15 protein-coding genes are annotated in these 16,493 nt (G+C 34.1%); 3 read left to right on the top strand and 12 right to left on the bottom strand.

Features of this window, described 5'->3' with window-relative positions; translation table 11 throughout:
- Window positions 1-288 precede the first annotated feature (288 nt).
- On the top strand, window positions 289-2,745 hold the full coding sequence (locus PXD56_RS11460; RefSeq protein ID WP_276493483.1) for a hybrid sensor histidine kinase/response regulator: 2,457 nt from the start codon (window positions 289-291) through the stop codon (window positions 2,743-2,745).
- Here PXD56_RS11460 and PXD56_RS11455 read toward each other — a convergent pair.
- From PXD56_RS11455 to PXD56_RS11415, 9 genes are all read right to left on the bottom strand, one after another.
- Complete coding sequence (locus PXD56_RS11455) at window positions 2,720-4,069, bottom strand: sigma-54-dependent transcriptional regulator (RefSeq protein ID WP_276493482.1); 1,350 nt, start codon at window positions 4,067-4,069, stop codon at window positions 2,720-2,722. The genes PXD56_RS11460 and PXD56_RS11455 overlap by 26 nt on opposite strands.
- Before the next feature lie 176 nt (window positions 4,070-4,245).
- Window positions 4,246-4,563 (bottom strand): hypothetical protein, encoded by a 318-nt coding sequence (locus PXD56_RS11450; RefSeq protein ID WP_276493481.1) that lies wholly within the window; start codon window positions 4,561-4,563, stop codon window positions 4,246-4,248.
- Window positions 4,564-5,180: 617 nt separating this feature from the next.
- A complete protein-coding gene (locus PXD56_RS11445; RefSeq protein WP_276493480.1) occupies window positions 5,181-5,486 on the bottom strand; it encodes a hypothetical protein in 306 nt (101 codons plus the stop codon).
- A gap of 153 nt (window positions 5,487-5,639) precedes the next feature.
- Entirely contained in the window at window positions 5,640-5,942 is a 303-nt protein-coding gene (locus PXD56_RS11440) for a hypothetical protein (RefSeq protein WP_276493479.1), read from the bottom strand.
- 206 nt (window positions 5,943-6,148) lie between these two features.
- Entirely contained in the window at window positions 6,149-7,687 is a 1,539-nt protein-coding gene (locus PXD56_RS11435; RefSeq protein WP_276493478.1) for a DUF4301 family protein, read from the bottom strand.
- Window positions 7,684-8,247 carry an ATP-binding protein gene (locus PXD56_RS11430; RefSeq protein ID WP_276493477.1) on the bottom strand — a complete coding sequence of 188 codons (564 nt, stop codon included), beginning with the start codon at window positions 8,245-8,247 and terminating at the stop codon, window positions 7,684-7,686. Before PXD56_RS11430 ends, PXD56_RS11435 begins: the two co-directional genes overlap by 4 nt.
- A complete protein-coding gene (gene pnuC / locus PXD56_RS11425) occupies window positions 8,208-8,840 on the bottom strand; it encodes a nicotinamide riboside transporter PnuC (protein WP_276493476.1) in 633 nt (210 codons plus the stop codon). The genes PXD56_RS11430 and pnuC overlap by 40 nt, the downstream gene beginning before the upstream one ends.
- Window positions 8,824-9,084: a thiamine-binding protein gene (locus PXD56_RS11420; RefSeq protein WP_276493475.1), complete on the bottom strand. Its 261-nt coding sequence runs from the start codon at window positions 9,082-9,084 to the stop codon at window positions 8,824-8,826. The genes pnuC and PXD56_RS11420 overlap by 17 nt, the downstream gene beginning before the upstream one ends.
- 25 nt (window positions 9,085-9,109) lie before the next feature.
- Window positions 9,110-9,748, bottom strand: coding sequence for a 4'-phosphopantetheinyl transferase family protein (locus PXD56_RS11415; RefSeq protein WP_276493474.1), 639 nt, complete (start codon window positions 9,746-9,748; stop codon window positions 9,110-9,112).
- 82 nt (window positions 9,749-9,830) lie between these two features.
- Here PXD56_RS11415 and ahcY point away from each other — a divergent pair, with 82 nt between their 5' ends.
- Entirely contained in the window at window positions 9,831-11,147 is a 1,317-nt protein-coding gene (gene ahcY, locus PXD56_RS11410; RefSeq protein WP_276493473.1) for an adenosylhomocysteinase, read from the top strand.
- A 72-nt stretch (window positions 11,148-11,219) separates the two neighbouring features.
- Here ahcY and PXD56_RS11405 read toward each other — a convergent pair whose 3' ends face one another.
- Window positions 11,220-11,804: a DUF3332 domain-containing protein gene (locus tag PXD56_RS11405; protein WP_276493472.1), complete on the bottom strand. Its 585-nt coding sequence runs from the start codon at window positions 11,802-11,804 to the stop codon at window positions 11,220-11,222.
- 195 nt (window positions 11,805-11,999) lie between these two features.
- Here PXD56_RS11405 and PXD56_RS11400 point away from each other — a divergent pair, with 195 nt between their 5' ends.
- The gene (locus tag PXD56_RS11400; RefSeq protein ID WP_276493471.1) at window positions 12,000-12,521 is read left to right on the top strand and encodes a 5' nucleotidase, NT5C type; all 522 of its coding nucleotides are present in this window, start codon (window positions 12,000-12,002) and stop codon (window positions 12,519-12,521) included.
- Here the strand turns inward: PXD56_RS11400 and PXD56_RS11395 are convergent.
- Window positions 12,513-13,526, bottom strand: coding sequence for a phytase (locus PXD56_RS11395; protein ID WP_276493470.1), 1,014 nt, complete (start codon window positions 13,524-13,526; stop codon window positions 12,513-12,515). The genes PXD56_RS11400 and PXD56_RS11395 overlap by 9 nt on opposite strands.
- A gap of 26 nt (window positions 13,527-13,552) precedes the next feature.
- Window positions 13,553-16,435, bottom strand: a complete 2,883-nt coding sequence (locus PXD56_RS11390; RefSeq protein ID WP_276493469.1) for a TonB-dependent receptor — start codon at window positions 16,433-16,435, stop codon at window positions 13,553-13,555.
- Window positions 16,436-16,493 lie beyond the last annotated feature (58 nt).

Genomic DNA, 16,493 nt, shown 5'->3' with positions numbered 1-16,493 from the left:
AAAGATTACATATGAGCAAAATGTTCATACTACATCTTATTCCAAAAAATTAAAATAAACTTTTTGGACTTTCCCTTGGCAGCATTACCTGCCCAGGTTCTTTGGGTATAATCTCAGCTTTGTTCCAAAATTAGAACTCGGCACCCCTTTGAGATGCGGCAAATGTAATGCAGTTATTTAAACTCTCATAAATAAATCTAAAAAAATAACAACTTGTTTAATTAACATCATTTTAGAACTTCTTCCCTCAGTTTTATCGTATTTATTATACCAGTACAAAAAGACTATATGGATTCAAATAAAAATAAATTCACACTTAAGATTACCATCAGCTATTTGCTACTGATTGTTCTAGGAGTCATAGCCTCTTATTACATCTACAATGAGGTACAAGATTATATTGCCACTGAACAAACCTCTGAAAATGACAACAAACTACTTAAAACCAACTCTTTTCTTGCACAATTGTATGAAGCGGAAAGCCTGTCTAAACTCGCCTTACAAACAAAAAGCAGAATCAACTTTAAAGCTTATGAGAATAAGATAGATTCGCTACACACCCATATTGAAGAATTAAAAGCACTTACAGAAAGTGAACATCAACGTGGACTTTTAGATAGCTTAAGCTCTTTACTCAACAAAAAAGTAACCAATATAAATGCATTACGCTCCATTAGACTTAAAGATCAAACAGGTACAGCCATAAATTCCGCCTTAAAGGAGTTTGATAAGCTAGAGGAATCTTTGGGTATTATTAAACCTGAAGGGCTAGCACCAAACTTTGAAGAACTTTCACCAAAAGCACAAAGCGCCATAAAAAAGGTTGCGGATTATTTAAATGCCAATGTACCTGCAGATGGCGACCCTAAACAGAATGCACAGACTATGGACAGTGTTGTTCAAGTCTCTAAAAATCTATTAAAAGATGTACAACAAGAAAACACCATTAATGAAAATTCTTTAGCGGTTCGTGAAACCAACATTAATAGAACAGATTTTGAACTCTCTCAGCAATTGCGCACTATTCTTTCTTCTTTTGAGCAAGAGATTATCATGAACAGCTTAGCAAGTTCGATAAAAAAAGAAACACTATTGAAAAGAAGTATTAGACTAGCTGTTATTGCTGCTATTCTTGGTTTTTTAGTAGTGGGAATCTTTACATTTATTCTCAATAGAGATTTTTGGAAAGCTAACGCATATAGAGAGAAACTAGAAAAAGAAAAGTCATACTCAGAATCGTTATTAAAAAGTAGGGAGCAGTTGATTGCTACTGTAAGCCATGATTTACGCTCCCCTTTAAATACCATCAGTGGCTACACCAATATTATTGAAGAAAGTAATAATCCTAAGGATAACAAAGAATATATTTCACATATAAAATCTGCCACTTTATACGTAAACAACTTAGTTAATGATTTGCTTGATTTTTCTCAGTTAGAAGCTGGTAAAATAGTTACAAAGCACGACACATTTAGAGCCGATAAATTAATACAAGAAAGTTCTAAAAATATTTCAACGCAATACCTAAATAAGGATATTGAATTGATTTTAAATCTGGATGATCCTTTAAAACAAACTGTAATTTCGGATGCTTTTCGTTTAAGACAAATAATATCTAACCTTTTAGGAAATGCGTACAAGTTCACCGAAAAAGGTACTATTACCTTGACTGGAAGCATAGTGGATAAAGAAAAACGTAAATACCTTAAACTACAAATAGCCGATACAGGAATAGGGATTTCTCAAGAGAAGCAAGAGCTGATTTTTAAAGAGTTTACACAAGCAGAAAACGATACCGATAAAAAATATGGCGGTTACGGATTAGGACTTACCATTACCAAAAAACTCACAGAACTACTTCAAGGCACCATCTTATTGGAAAGTGATATTAACAAAGGCAGTACTTTCATTCTTAAAATACCTATTGAATTTGGTAAAGAATTAGAAGAAACACCTCAAGAAACCATAGTACTAGAAGATATTAAAATGATTGTTTTTGATGACGATGCATCACTACTAAAACTTATTGGTGAAATGCTAAAATCTATAGGAATCGAAGCTAAGTTATTTTCAGATTTTAACGAATTTACACCACAAGAAAATTTTGAATTCGATGTGGTTTTGACAGATATAGAAATGCCAAACGTTACCGGTTATGAAATCGTAAACCAATTAAAATCTGGCTTGCACAACAACTACCATAATCAACCCATTTTGGCAATGACCGGTAGACGAGATTTATCATTAAAGCATTTCACAGAAAAAGGATTTACCAGCCTTCTACGCAAACCATTTTCAAATACCGAATTAGTTCAAAAATTAAATAATTTATTTAATCAACCCACTGAACTTGAAAGCTATTCACCAAGTGTATTTGAAGACGATAAATACGAATTACTCAGCTTAAATAACTTAAAATTGTTTTTGGGTGATGACCAAAATGCTATTGACGAAGTGTTATTTATTTTCAGGAAAGATACCGAAGAAAACCTTCAATATCTTCATACTGCTGCAACTGGTAATGACATTGAACAATTGAACAAAATTGCCCATAAAATGCTTCCAATGTTTCGTCAATTAGAAATACAAAACGCTATACCTATTTTAGAGGTATTTGAAGTAATGAAAAATGATGAAATTAGTCATAATGAAGTAATGAAAAAATTCAAAAAGTTAGAGAAGGGAATTGAAAATCTAATTGATATATTTTCAAAAAAAATTACAAATCCAAATCATAATAATTGATTCTATTATACAGTGTCTTTCTGGTTACCTGTAACAGTTTTGCTGCTTTAGATTTATTATAATTAGTTATTTTTAAGGCATTTACAATTTGCTCTTTTTCAAAATCTGCTTTTGAAAGACTACCTAATTCCACTGTTTCTAAAACAGGATTTATTAATTCTGAAGGTAACGTATTTGCCTGCACTTTATCAGTTGTGGTCAGCAATACCGCACGTTGAACGACATTTTGCAACTCACGTATATTACCAGGCCAGTTGTATGCCTTAAAAATATCCCAGACCTCATCTGAGAAATCTAAGATTTGCTTGTTCAGCTTTTTATTGAACTTTTCTAAAAAATGATTGGCTAATACCGGTAAATCTCCATGTCTGTTTTTCAAAGCAGGAATTTGCAATGAAAATTCATTTAACCTATGGTACAAATCTTCACGAAAAGTACCTTTTTCAACTGCTGCCTTTAAATCTTCATTTGTAGCCGATAAAATTCTAACATCAACCTGTATTTCTGTATTACTGCCTATTCTTTTAATCTTTCGTTCTTGTAAAGCTCTTAATAATTGTATTTGGTTCTCATAAGATAAATTACCTACCTCATCTAAGAATAATGTTCCGCCATTTGCCGCTTCAAAACTCCCTATTTTATCAGCAACTGCGCCAGTAAAACTTCCTTTTATATGTCCAAAAAACTCACTTGCAGCCAATTCTTTTGGTATTGCCCCACAATCAAGTGCTATAAAGGGCTTTTCATTTCTTGTGCTTTTCTGATGAATAGCCTTCGCCGTAACCTCTTTACCCGTACCACTTTCACCAATGATTAAAACCGACATATCTGTAGGTGCAACCAGAACAATATGCTCTTCTAGTTTCTGAGTGGCATCACTACTTAAAAGTAAATGTTCAGAATTAGCTCCACTTTTTTCAATTGGCGCACTGGCTTTAGAATTTTCTTTAGTGGCTTCTTTAGCAATTACTGGTCTAGAATTCAATGCTCCATCAATAACCGACAACATTTGATCTGGTGTAAATGGCTTGGAGATATAATCATAAGCCCCCATCTTCATTGCCTTTACTGCTGTAGACACTTCTGCATACCCTGTCATTACAATAACGGGTGTTTGTCCTTTTAGCTTAGAAACCAATTTAATTCCGTCATAATCCGGCAGACGCAAATCTGTAATCACTAATTGAAAATCTTGTTCTTTTAACTGTTTTTCACCATCTAACCCGGTATGACTTAATACTACATCATAACTATTTCTTGCCAAAAACTTTTGAAGCATTTGAGCAAATGAAGTATCATCTTCAATGATCAGTATTTTTGTCATAGTCAGTTAAGTATTCTTAGTATCTACGTAAAAATACCATAAGCCGATTATTTGTGTTTTAAAATTATCATAAAGCTTTACAGCTTTAATTTAAAAAGGACATAAAAAAAGGAAAGAATAGCATTGAGCTATCCTTTCCTGACCAAACCAACTTGAACAAACAAGTTTCTCTATAATTACATATCTATCCAATTACCTTCTTCATCAGCATACACGGTACCTTGTGTACCGTCTTCCAGAGATAATACTAGTTTATATTGTTTCTTTTCATTTGTGTATGCCTTATCTAAATTTGCCGTTGGAAAATTCTTAGATACTGCATCTGATACTGCCTGTGGAACTTCTGAAACAGAAATTTCTTTAAAATCTTCTGTAACTATTGAAACTTCACTTATGTGGTTATGCTGAATACCATTTTCTGAAATCAAAGCTTCCTGTGCATTCATTGCAAAACCTCCTATTGTCATTGCTCCTAATAAAAATAAAGTCTTCATCTTTTTTATATTTAAGTTAATAATACATATCAATAATATTAACAAAGAAAAAAGAATGCCAAAAAAAGGTTAGACAACAATACTACTGATTATCAGTAATTTGAATTTTGTTCATCATTAAAGTAGCTGTGTAAAGTTGTACCTAATGATTACTACTGTGTAATTTTTACTCAATTCGTTTACGACTAAAAAACGATTCTGGAACTTTATTGAAGACAAAAAAAAGGAGCTGCAAATTGCAGCCCCCCTCAAACCACCTATCAAACTCTTGTCTTAAAATTTTAAATCAACACCTCAATCAATTCAACAACAACTAAAATTGGGCTATGCTAATCCGGGGGATTATTTCAATTACAATTATTTGGTGGCACTTTCATAGTTAACGGTTAGTGTTTACGCGAAAGTGATATTTTAATTATTTATTTCTCATAACATAATTTTGATATGACACCTAATGAAAAAATCAAAACTGTGCTTAAGACTAAAATAAATACTAATGTGACCATTGTTTCATAACTTGCTTCACTTATTTAGACACAACATTTTTCGATAGGTCACATTTTAAATAAAAAAAAACCGCATTTAGCAGTTTTTTTTATTTCTGTCTGTAATGCAGACTATCTTTTATTGATCCAATTACCGTACTGGTCTATGTATACGGTCTTTCTTGTTCCGCTTTTAAGTACCATGATTAATTTGAATTCTCCTTTATCATTTTTGAAAGCACCACCTAGTTTAGATGTTGGGTACTGCTTTAATATCTCTTCGATAACCGGCGGTGTTAATTCGCTCGATTTTATTTTTACGTATTCGTCTGCCGTATGAATTATAATTTCTGCTTTAACTATATCTGAACTAGCTTTTGCAGTTGCGTTAAACATTATTCCTAAAGTTAAGAATACTAGTAATGCGTAATTTTTCATGCTTAATATTTTAATCGTTAACAACTCTCAATCTTAGAATACTTACGGAGTAATCTTACATATGGATTATTAATCAACGAAATTTTAAATTTTTGAAAGTAAAAAAGCTGCCTAGGCAGCTTTTTACAAACAACTAACTCAAACTCCTAATTACTACATTTTTAACCAGTTACCTTCTGCATCTGCATAAAGTACACTAGAAACTCCGTCTTGTGTAGTAATTTCTAATTTGTAATTATTTTCATCATCTACATATGCCTTGTTCAACATTGCACCTTCATAATCTGTTGCTAAAGCATTTACAATTGGTGTTGGCAGATCAGAAGCAGCTACTTCTGTGTAGTCTTGTAAAAAGATATCTTCCATTATACCGTCGTGAAATATAATTGGAGTAGCGGCAGTACCTATTGTTAAACTACCGATGGCTAAAGCTGTGGCAAAAACTAATTTTTTCATATTTACTTATATTAAATTAAACATTCTTGTAAAGTATATTAGGAAAACTGTGCCACTGAACAATTTACCTTCTCATTACTCGTAAAATACTTAATATCAATTATTTATGTTTATTCAATTATTTTATGTAGTGGGTAAAAATGTGTGTAAACAAAAAAAGTGTGTAGAAACTACACACTTTTTTATACGATACTAGATATTATGTTTTAAGCCTGATGTGAATCTTTTAAAAGATCTACTACACTTTTTACAGGGTTGAAGGTTACTAAAGGCACTTCTACAAAAATTGTATTCCAAAATGCCATTGCACCATTCCATAAGCCGGGAAGCTCAAGAGCTTTTAACTCTTTACCATCTTTAGTCTTACCCGTTATAAAACCTTGCTTTTCATCAACAAACTTCAACAAGTCATATTTCTCACCTTTATAATTACGAACAGCACACACCAAATCTACCGGATTAAAATGCGTAGAATTCTTTAGTAAGTCTGCCTGTTGTTGATTATCCATATCTATTTGGGCAGATTCTATAATCTGTAAAGAAACTTCTCCTTTACCATTGGTTACCCAAAACGGACCACCACCTGGCTCACCTTCATTCTTTACCATACCGCAAATACGAATAGGTCTATTGATCTTATCTTTTAGTACAGCTACTTTTTCGCTGTTAGATTTTGAATCAAAGTCATCAGAGAAACGAACGTTCAAGTTCGTAACCAAAAAGTTTCTGATTTCTTCAATTTGTGCATCGTCTACATTTTCCTTATCAAGTAATGCAGCATATTCAAAAGCTTTTTCCTGTTCTTTTAAAAGTACACCTGCCAAAACTTTTTTACTATCGGCAACCGCCTTAGCATCTTTCATAACGGCAACGTTATCAATATTTTTTATAAAAATAACATCGGCATCTTGCTCGTTTAGATTTTGGATCAATGCGCCGTGACCTCCTGGCCTAAATAACACAGAACCATCTTCATTTCTAAAAGGATTATCATCCATATCTACTGCCAAGGTGTCTGTAGAAGGTTTCTGAAACGAATAGTCTACGTTATAGGTAATACCTGTATCGGCAGAAACTTTAGGTCCAGAGGCTTTAAATTCTTCACCAAACATTTCTTCATGCTGTTCTGAAATTGTAAAATGTAGGTTTGCCTTACCGTTAGAACCTGCATACAAAGCGCCTTCTTTTAAATGTTCTTCAAAAGGCGTTGCTGCAGAAGATTCATATTTATGAAACGGCAATAATCCTTTTGGATAAAAACCATAGTTCAGTGCATTCTCACCTAAAAGCTCAGAAATGAAACTAAATACTTTCTCTCCTTGAGAATCAGATTTTACAGCTATTCTATCCATCACCTTTTGGTAAAACGGAAAGCGCTCCAAGCCTTCAGAAAACTTTTTTATATCCTTGTCATTAGTTCTTGACAAATATGCATCTAACGTTTCTTTAGCAGGATTATAAGCTCCTAAAAAGCTGAACAGAGCTTTGAACATTCTAGAAGCAGCACCAGAAGCCGGTACAAACTTTAAAATATCAAGTCCTTTTAGTTTTGAATCATAAAATGCAATGAGTTCTTTCTCTTCTGCATCAGAAAACTTTAGAATACCATTACCTATTACCGCGGCATTCTCTAATTTCACAAAAGGAATACCTTCTTTAAACGTGTTGATATGACCCAACATTTGCTCTTTAGAAATTCCTTTTTCCTCTAATTGTTTTAAATCTTTATCTGTAAGTTCAATCATTTATGTAATAACTTATCTATATGGTTAATGGCTTTTTGTAAACGTTCTTTTTTGTTCCCCTTCAAGGTAATAAAATTTTTACCGTATTTTTCTAAAGTGTCCTTAAAATAATTGAACATTTGCTCTCTTTCATCTGGCTTATCCCTTAAGTCATCTGCTTCCCAAGGAATATCTATATAGGTCAACAAATAGAGATCATATGTATTCTCCAAAGCATACTTTTCTAATACCGGATCACAATTACCAATATAATACGCCTCTGAATAAACCTTGGTTTCTAAAAGATCCGTATCACAAATAAGAATATCCGTAGCTTTTTTTGTCAAATTATTCTCCATACGCATTTGCCCTGCAGCAATAGGTAGCAGATCGTGCGGTTCACAAGTTTTTCGCTCATTGTTCCATTTATCTTGCAAATAGTCCCTAGCATATTCTGGCACCCAAACTGTATGGTAATGCCTTGCCAATTGCTCTGACAATGTTGTCTTACCTGTAGATTCTGGTCCAAAAAGAACCACTTTTAAGACATCTGAAGGTTCTTGTCTGTATTTTTCTTCCATGCATTATACCCGTAAAAGGCCAATATTGTAAAAATGAGATACTGAAAACTAGTAAACGTAAATCCTTTATAAAAGTATAATGGGATAGATATTAAATCTCCAATAATCCAATATATCCAATTTTCTACTTTTCTTTTGGCCATCAGCCACATACCCACAAAAAATATAGCTGTTGTTATGGTGTCAACATAAGCCGTCCAGCTATTCCATTTATCAAAAACTTGATATACCGTAAAAACAAAAACAATCGTACTTATAAAAATGAAAATCGAGGTAATATTTTCTTTCCTGGTCACCCTTGTTATTGGCGTATAGTGCTCGGCATCTACTTTTCTTGTCCAAATATACCAACCATATAAACTCATTATAAAATAGTAGGCATTGATCATCATATCACCTAACAACCCCCATTTTAATAACAGGTACACGAATATAGAAGTACTGATCAAACCAGTAGGGTACACTAAAATTTTATTCTGTTTGGAAAACCAAACCGATAGCAAACCAAATATTACCGCTACTATTTCTAGAACGACATCTAACATATCATACTCGGCATATTGACCAAAGAGATAATCAAAAATGGGGCTCATAGTCGCTTCTATCAGATTTAACTATTTTCATGAACAAGAGTCCGCGGTCCATAAGCTCAAACGCTGTTTTGATTTCGGTATTTAAAACTGTCATTACCTCGTCATAAGTTCCGTATACCTGTGTGCTTAACGGATTCTCAAGTATGGTTAAGCCAGACTCCCGTAGTTTTTTTATGAAATCTATAATGTGTTGTTCAAAATCATCTTGCAATGGTGAAAATGTCAATTCTACTGATATATCCATTTAAAGTAAGCTATATTATATTTATTTATTCTTTATCTCTTGTAGCATAAACGCATGTAAACGCTTCAAATTCTAGAAATCGTATCTTATAATTGGACAAATTTCCTTGAAAAATAATCTGAGCGGTAGTCTTATTAGCATCAAACTTAAAGTCTTGCACATTAATATGATGTAAAAAACTAACACCCCTGTGTCCATAAATTTTATAGAGCGATTCTTTTGCCCCCCATACAATGGTCAACTTTCTAACCACTGCGGCCGTATTCGCTAAAGTTTTATACTCCTCAAAAGGAGTAAACTTATGTGCTATACGTAGTATTTTATCGCGCTGCATTTCAATATCTATACCTACATGTTCACTTGAACTTATGATGATGCCGGTAAAATTATGGGAATGCGTTATAGAAATAAGATTACCGTCTTTTAGATGTGGCTTACCATTTTCATCATAGATCAAATCTGCATCGGTATAACCATATTTGGCAAGCAAGTGCCTAATACTCAAAAACGCCTTACGATGAAGTTCAGATTTCATGCCGTCAAATCTATTTTGACAATAAGGCGTAAGCTCAATACCCTCCCAAAGATTTTCTTCGGTCTCTTCAACCTTCCAAATGGCTAAGGAGGTTTCTTCATTTACTGTTATAGTTTTGTAAAGCGGCATGGGTTTCTTCGTGTTATTCGTACCTTTGCAAGAATTAAAAATTGCTGTACACAGATAAACGAAAGTATAAAATAATAAAGATATGAGCACGAAAACTATTCCGTATGTGCCTTATAAGGTTAAGGATATCACCCTTGCCGATTGGGGAAGAAAAGAAATTGAGTTAGCAGAAGCTGAAATGCCAGGCCTAATGGCATTAAGAGAAGAATATAAAGATGAGCAGCCACTTAAAGGTGCCCGTATTGCCGGTTGTCTTCATATGACAATACAAACTGCAGTTCTTATAGAAACATTGACCGCTCTTGGTGCAGATGTTACTTGGAGCTCATGTAATATATTTTCTACCCAAGATCAAGCCGCAGCGGCAATTGCAGCTGCAGGTGTTCCTGTTTATGCTTGGAAAGGAATGAACGAAGAGGAGTTTGATTGGTGTATTGAACAGACTTTGTTCTTTGGTGAGGACAGAAAGCCATTAAACATGATCTTGGATGATGGTGGTGACCTTACCAACATGGTATTGGACGAATATCCTGAAATGGCAGGGGAGATCAAAGGTCTTTCTGAAGAAACCACAACAGGTGTTCACCGTTTATACGAGCGTGTAAAGAATGGAACTTTACCTATGCCGGCCATAAACGTTAATGATTCTGTTACTAAATCTAAATTTGATAACAAATACGGATGTCGCGAAAGTGCTGTTGATGCTATACGTAGAGCAACAGATACTATGCTTGCTGGTAAGCGTGTTGTTGTTGCCGGTTATGGCGATGTTGGTAAAGGTACCGCTGCTTCTTTTAAAGGTGCCGGTTCTATTGTTACCGTTACTGAAATTGACCCGATTTGTGCATTACAAGCTTGTATGGACGGATTTGAGGTTAAAAAACTGGAAAACGTTATTGGTAACGCTGATATTGTAATCACTACTACAGGAAATAAAGATATCATTAGAGCTGAACATTTTGAAGCTCTAAAGGATAAAGCTATCGTTTGTAACATTGGTCATTTTGACAATGAAATTGATATGGCGTGGTTGAACAAAAACCATGGTAATACTAAAGATGAAATTAAGCCACAGGTTGATAAATATACTATCAACGGTAAGGATTTAATCATATTGGCCGAAGGTAGATTAGTAAACTTAGGTTGTGCTACCGGTCATCCTAGTTTTGTAATGAGTAACTCATTTACAAACCAGACACTAGCTCAAATAGAGCTTTGGAAAAACAGTGCCAATTATAAGAATGAAGTTTATATGTTACCTAAGCATTTAGATGAGAAGGTTGCTAAACTTCACTTATCTCGTTTAGGAGCTGAACTGACCGAGTTAAAGAATTACCAAGCCGATTACATTGGTGTAACCGTTGAAGGTCCTTTTAAGCCGGAATATTACAGATACTAAAACATTAGTTTTAGAAACTAAAAAGGTCCTGATATTTATCAGGACCTTTTTTATGCTTTTTATTTCTTAGGATTAGTTATTCTCTGCCAACATACCTTCTAAATAATAACAATCTGTTTGTTCTTTAATTTGAGCTAAACCTTCTTCTTTGGAACTTAACGGATTAATTTTTACTTCTTTTCCGTTTGGCATATAAACTATATAAAATCCTTCTTCGAAAGATGATAGTTTAATAATCTCACCATTAGGTCTAACGGCATTCCATGATTTATCTCCTGGCTTGTAGACCAAATCAATTTTCTTTCCTTTTTTAGGTCCGTCAACTACGGTTACCTGCATTCTATTTTTAGTTGCGATCATTTCAAAGGTATTACCATCTCTTTCAACCATTTGAGTTTCCGACTCTCCTTCTTCCATCGCAATTGGGTTAGAACCGCCCCAAAACTCTATTACGTTAAAGATTACGGCATCTCCTAAAAAGAATAAGCCATAAACAGGTATAATATTTAAGCCCCAAAATACAAGGTTGTTCACAAATTTACTTTCAGACAGTCCTTGATTCCAATCTTTTAAATTATTGAAGGCACTGAATGAACCTAAGCAACTAGAGAATAATAATGTACTTGCCATTGCAACACAGATAACTGATTTTTTCATGATTTTAAATCTTTAGAATTAGATTCGCAAAATAGAGTGAGACTATCCTTAAGCTTTCTCCTAAACATTTTATTATTAACCCTATAGATGTTTTTGTCTATACATTTAATTTCTAAATTCTTAGTTTTAATTCTTCAATGGAAAGTTGATTTTTTACACCAAAGCTTTCCTTTCATTTAAATCGAAAAAATATTTATGATACTATTTGTTGACATGGACGAGGTAATTGCAGATACCTATGGCGCCCATATAGAACTTTACAATACGGAATTTAACGGAGAACTTACTAAAGATCTATGCTCTGGTACAGAAGTATGGCGTATGGTGCCAGAGGCACATCAAGATAGTGTTCGCAAACACGCCACCAGAAGAGGCTTTTTCAGAAATCTAAAACCTATTGCAGGCAGTCAAGAAATTTTATCTCAACTTGCCGATAAACATGAAGTTTACATAGCATCTGCCGCCATGCAATTCCCAAATTCCTTAGAAGAAAAAAGTGAATGGCTAGATGAGCACTTTCCTTTTTTACCTTGGCAGAATAGAATTCTTTGCGGTCATAAACACATTCTAAAGGGAGATATCCTAATAGATGACCGTAGTTTCAATTTAGAGAATTTCAATGGTAGAAGCCTTCAATTCACCTCACCACACAATGTAAATACCGAAGGATTTGAACGTGTGAATACGTGGTTTGAGATTGGAGAAAAATTATTGTAACCCCAATCTCTTCAAGTCATAAAAGTAAAAGTTCTTTTCGTCGTTCATTGCGACGAAAAGTCCATTTTTGAATGTATCATTTAACGGCACAGTTACTGCCTCACAACCATCAGTTTCGGTGGTAGAAAGATTCACAGCATTAATATAGGCATTGGTTTCCCTATCAAAAATATTGAACTCGCCCTTCTGCTGGTTAGACACAATTAAATAACCATGTCCATCTGTGTAAGATGCAATAGCAATACCTTCTATATCTTCATCAAAATATTTACCCCCAAAACAAGAAATCTCTTCATTTCCCATACTAGGTTCTGCATGATATTTTTTAATGCACACACCTTCATCAGAGAAATAAACAAAACCATTTTCATCATCTACAGCAATTGCCTCAATTTCTTTGACTCCGCTAAACTTGCCAAATTTTCTAACATAATTGGAGGATACACCAAGACTATCAGCATTAAGAGCATACTGGTACAGATAACCATCTGCAGGACCAGTTTTTCTACCTACAATAGCATATACAGTTGCATCCTTAGATGACTTATATAAACTTACCCCCATTGGCAATTTATTCTCTTCTAATTCCTCATCTTCAAATACCTTAAAACCACCACCGTCTAAAGGCTTCATATCAGGTACAGAAAACATTCTTATTTGCTGTTTCTCACGCTCTGTAAAAACCAAAATATCGGTTACCGTAGAATCATTCAACTGAAAGCCATATTCAATATCGACATTGTTTGGGCGTTGAATATCTCTAATAGTTTTATCCTGAATAATTTTTCCGTTCAAATCAAAAGCATAGATAGCACCATTCGTTTTTTTATCGGTTCCAAAAACAATACTCTCAGCAGGATTTTTAGGGTTAACCCAAATAGCTGGATCATCGGTATCGTTCAACGTAAATTCTGTGATAACATCAGGTATAATTTTTGGCAACCTACTTTGTCTGCAAGAAACCATAACAATTGTAAGTACTAGTAAATATGATATATTTTTCATTTTTAATATTTAACGTGGATACTGAATTATTTTTTAAACAGGTCGTATTTTAAGCCTAAGCTAAAACGCTGTCCATAAAATTCGATTTGCTGTGTACGCTCTTTAACTCCTTGAAAATAACGCAATGGCTGATTGGTAATATTATTTAAATCTGCATACACACTAAGATTTTTATTAATCTGAAAAGTAGCATTAAAATCTAAAAACATTTGAGTATCGTAGTACCTATCTTCAAAATCGTTACCGCCGATTTCATCAATATAACTATCAGAAAAATTTGCCGATAATCTTGCACTGAATTTTTTATCTGCATAACCTAAAGACCCATTAAACATATTGGGTGCCGTATTTGGCAAATCTAAATCGCTACGCTCATCGCCATCTTCATTTCGTATACCATCGGCAGAAGATGATAAGTAAGTGTAGTTCAAATAAAGACTAAAGTTTCTAGCAAAACCTGGTAGAAAATCCAACTGACGCTGAAATGCAAATTCCATCCCGAAAATTGTAGCGCTATCGCCATTTAATGGTTGAAAAACATCATAGCCTTCTGTTCCTGCACCTAAATTATCATCTGGTGCCTCATATATAAATGTATAAATGAACTCATCTATATTCTTGTAGAACAAACCTCCAGAAATTAAACCTACACTTTCAAAATAATGCTCTGCCATAAGGTCAAAATTCATAGATGTAGTTGGGTTCAAATCTGCATTTCCTAAAACCAATTCTTTGTCCTCATTAATTACTTCTGCACGTGGAATTAAATCTTGATAATTTGGTCTTGCCAATGTATTGGTCCATGCAAACCTTAATATGGTATTTGTAGATACATCATATTTTAAATGCACACCAGGTAACACATTTGTATATGAATTTTCACCAATTACTTCTTCTACCAGCACAGCCTCATCTATACCAGCATCTTCATCTTCCTCTATATAAATAACTCTATTACCCTTAGATTCCAGCTTCGTATTCTCTAATCTCACCCCCACCAAAACACTAAATTTTTCAGATAGCTTTTGATTTAGCATTACATAACCAGCAAGCACATCTTCATTTACGTTAAAGTTGCTTGGCGCAAACTCATCTACAATTAACTCGCCATCTGCAATATTCAAATCTAAAGCACCTAGCCAAGCCTCACTCGCAAATGAACCTATTTGATACTGACTTCCTGCCAAATAATCAGGGTCACTATAATCTTTTACGGGTACTGTTGCCAAGGTTGGAAAATCATCTTCTAAATCAAATTCATAAAAATTATTATCCCTTAATTTGGATTTAAATCTACCTCTTGCACCAAATTTTACGCTGCCTTCACCTTGACTAAAAATATCTGCTGGAATTTCAAAATTTACAAATACGTTTAAATCTTCTTCTTCTGTATACTGATTTTCTTCAGTAACCTCACTATACTCGAAATTTTCTAAAGCAGCATCTGCCGTATTTACTACCGAATATCTTGGATACCTAGAATTTAATACATCATTATTAATACTATATTCAGATTCAAACTCTGCATAACGCTCATTTAAACGCTCTTCAGATGCTTTAGCAAAAGAAGTCATCCAATCTACTTTTAAATTACCCCAAAGATGATTTCCCCCTAAGCTGTAATTTTGCATGCGTTGATCTTCTAAGCGGCGATTTTTATTTCTACCACTATCAATACCACCTTTAGATTGTCTTTTGACTTCTACAGGGAATCTTGTAGGTACACCGTCGGTTATAATAAAGTCGCTTTCTTCAATATCTTCTGCATCTAAAATATCATGCTCTAAACGAAATCTGTTTTCACGATCATCTCTCCAATTATACATTGTTTTTAGAAACACAGTATTATTAGCGTCGAATTTATAATCTAAATTTGCTGAAAAACTGCGTCTTATCCTCTGTACCAAATATTCTCGTTGCTCATAGACATTTACGTAAGGATCAACATCTACCTCTTCTAAAATTGGTTCTCCATCGCCATCTTCAATTCCAGTATTATATTCGAACTCATCTGTCCACTCTGCTTCTACATTATCAGAGCCAAAATCGTTATCATTACCAGAGACTGAAATCATCCAACCAAACTTATCATTTTTACTGCGGTCACCCAAAAGAACCGAGCCATTTAAAATGGGTTTATCTGTAATGAAATTAATACCTGACCCCAATGTTGCAGAAAGTCTAAAACCTTGCGGAGATGTTCTTGTTATCAAGTTTACAGAACCACCCAATGCATCTGCATCCATATCTGGTGTAACTGCTTTACTTACTTCTATAGATTGTATCATATCAGCAGGTATCAAATCCATCTGAACATTTCTGTTATCGCCTTCAGCAGAGGGTATTCTGCTACCATTTAATGTCACGGAATTTAATTGAGGTGATAAACCTCTAACAATTACATTTCTTGCCTCACCTTGATCCATTTGCATGGTTATACCAGGAATCCTTTTTACCGCATCTCCAATATTTGCATCAGGAAATTTACCTATTTGATCAGTTGATACTACATTGGTTATATTCAAATTGGTCTTTTGGGTATTCAAGGCTTTTGACTGACCACTTAACCCATAAGCAGATACCTCAACACCTTCAAGTTCCACACTTTTCTGTTCTACAGATAACCTAATACTAACGGTTTGGTGAGCAACTACGGTAACTTCTTGTGATAAATCTGCATATCCTAGGTAAGATATTTTTATAGAATAAGTGCCTTCTGGAACATCTACTATTGTGAATTTCCCATCAAAGTCTGTAATTGAACCTTTTGACAATGAAGGGATAATAGCATTTGCCCCGGGTAAATACAATCCATTTTCATCGGTAACGACGCCCTGAATGTTACCAGATTGGGCAAGTAAAATAAAAGGCAAGAATAAGAGCAAGGAGAATAATACTGGTTTTTTCATTTTCTATGTGGTTGTTATTGGGCCACAAAGAAATTAGAAACGAGTTGAAATAGTGTTG

The organism is Maribacter zhoushanensis (assembly GCF_029350975.1).
Lineage (GTDB): Bacteria > Bacteroidota > Bacteroidia > Flavobacteriales > Flavobacteriaceae > Maribacter > Maribacter zhoushanensis.
This window is presented reverse-complemented; position numbering and strand designations above follow the sequence as displayed.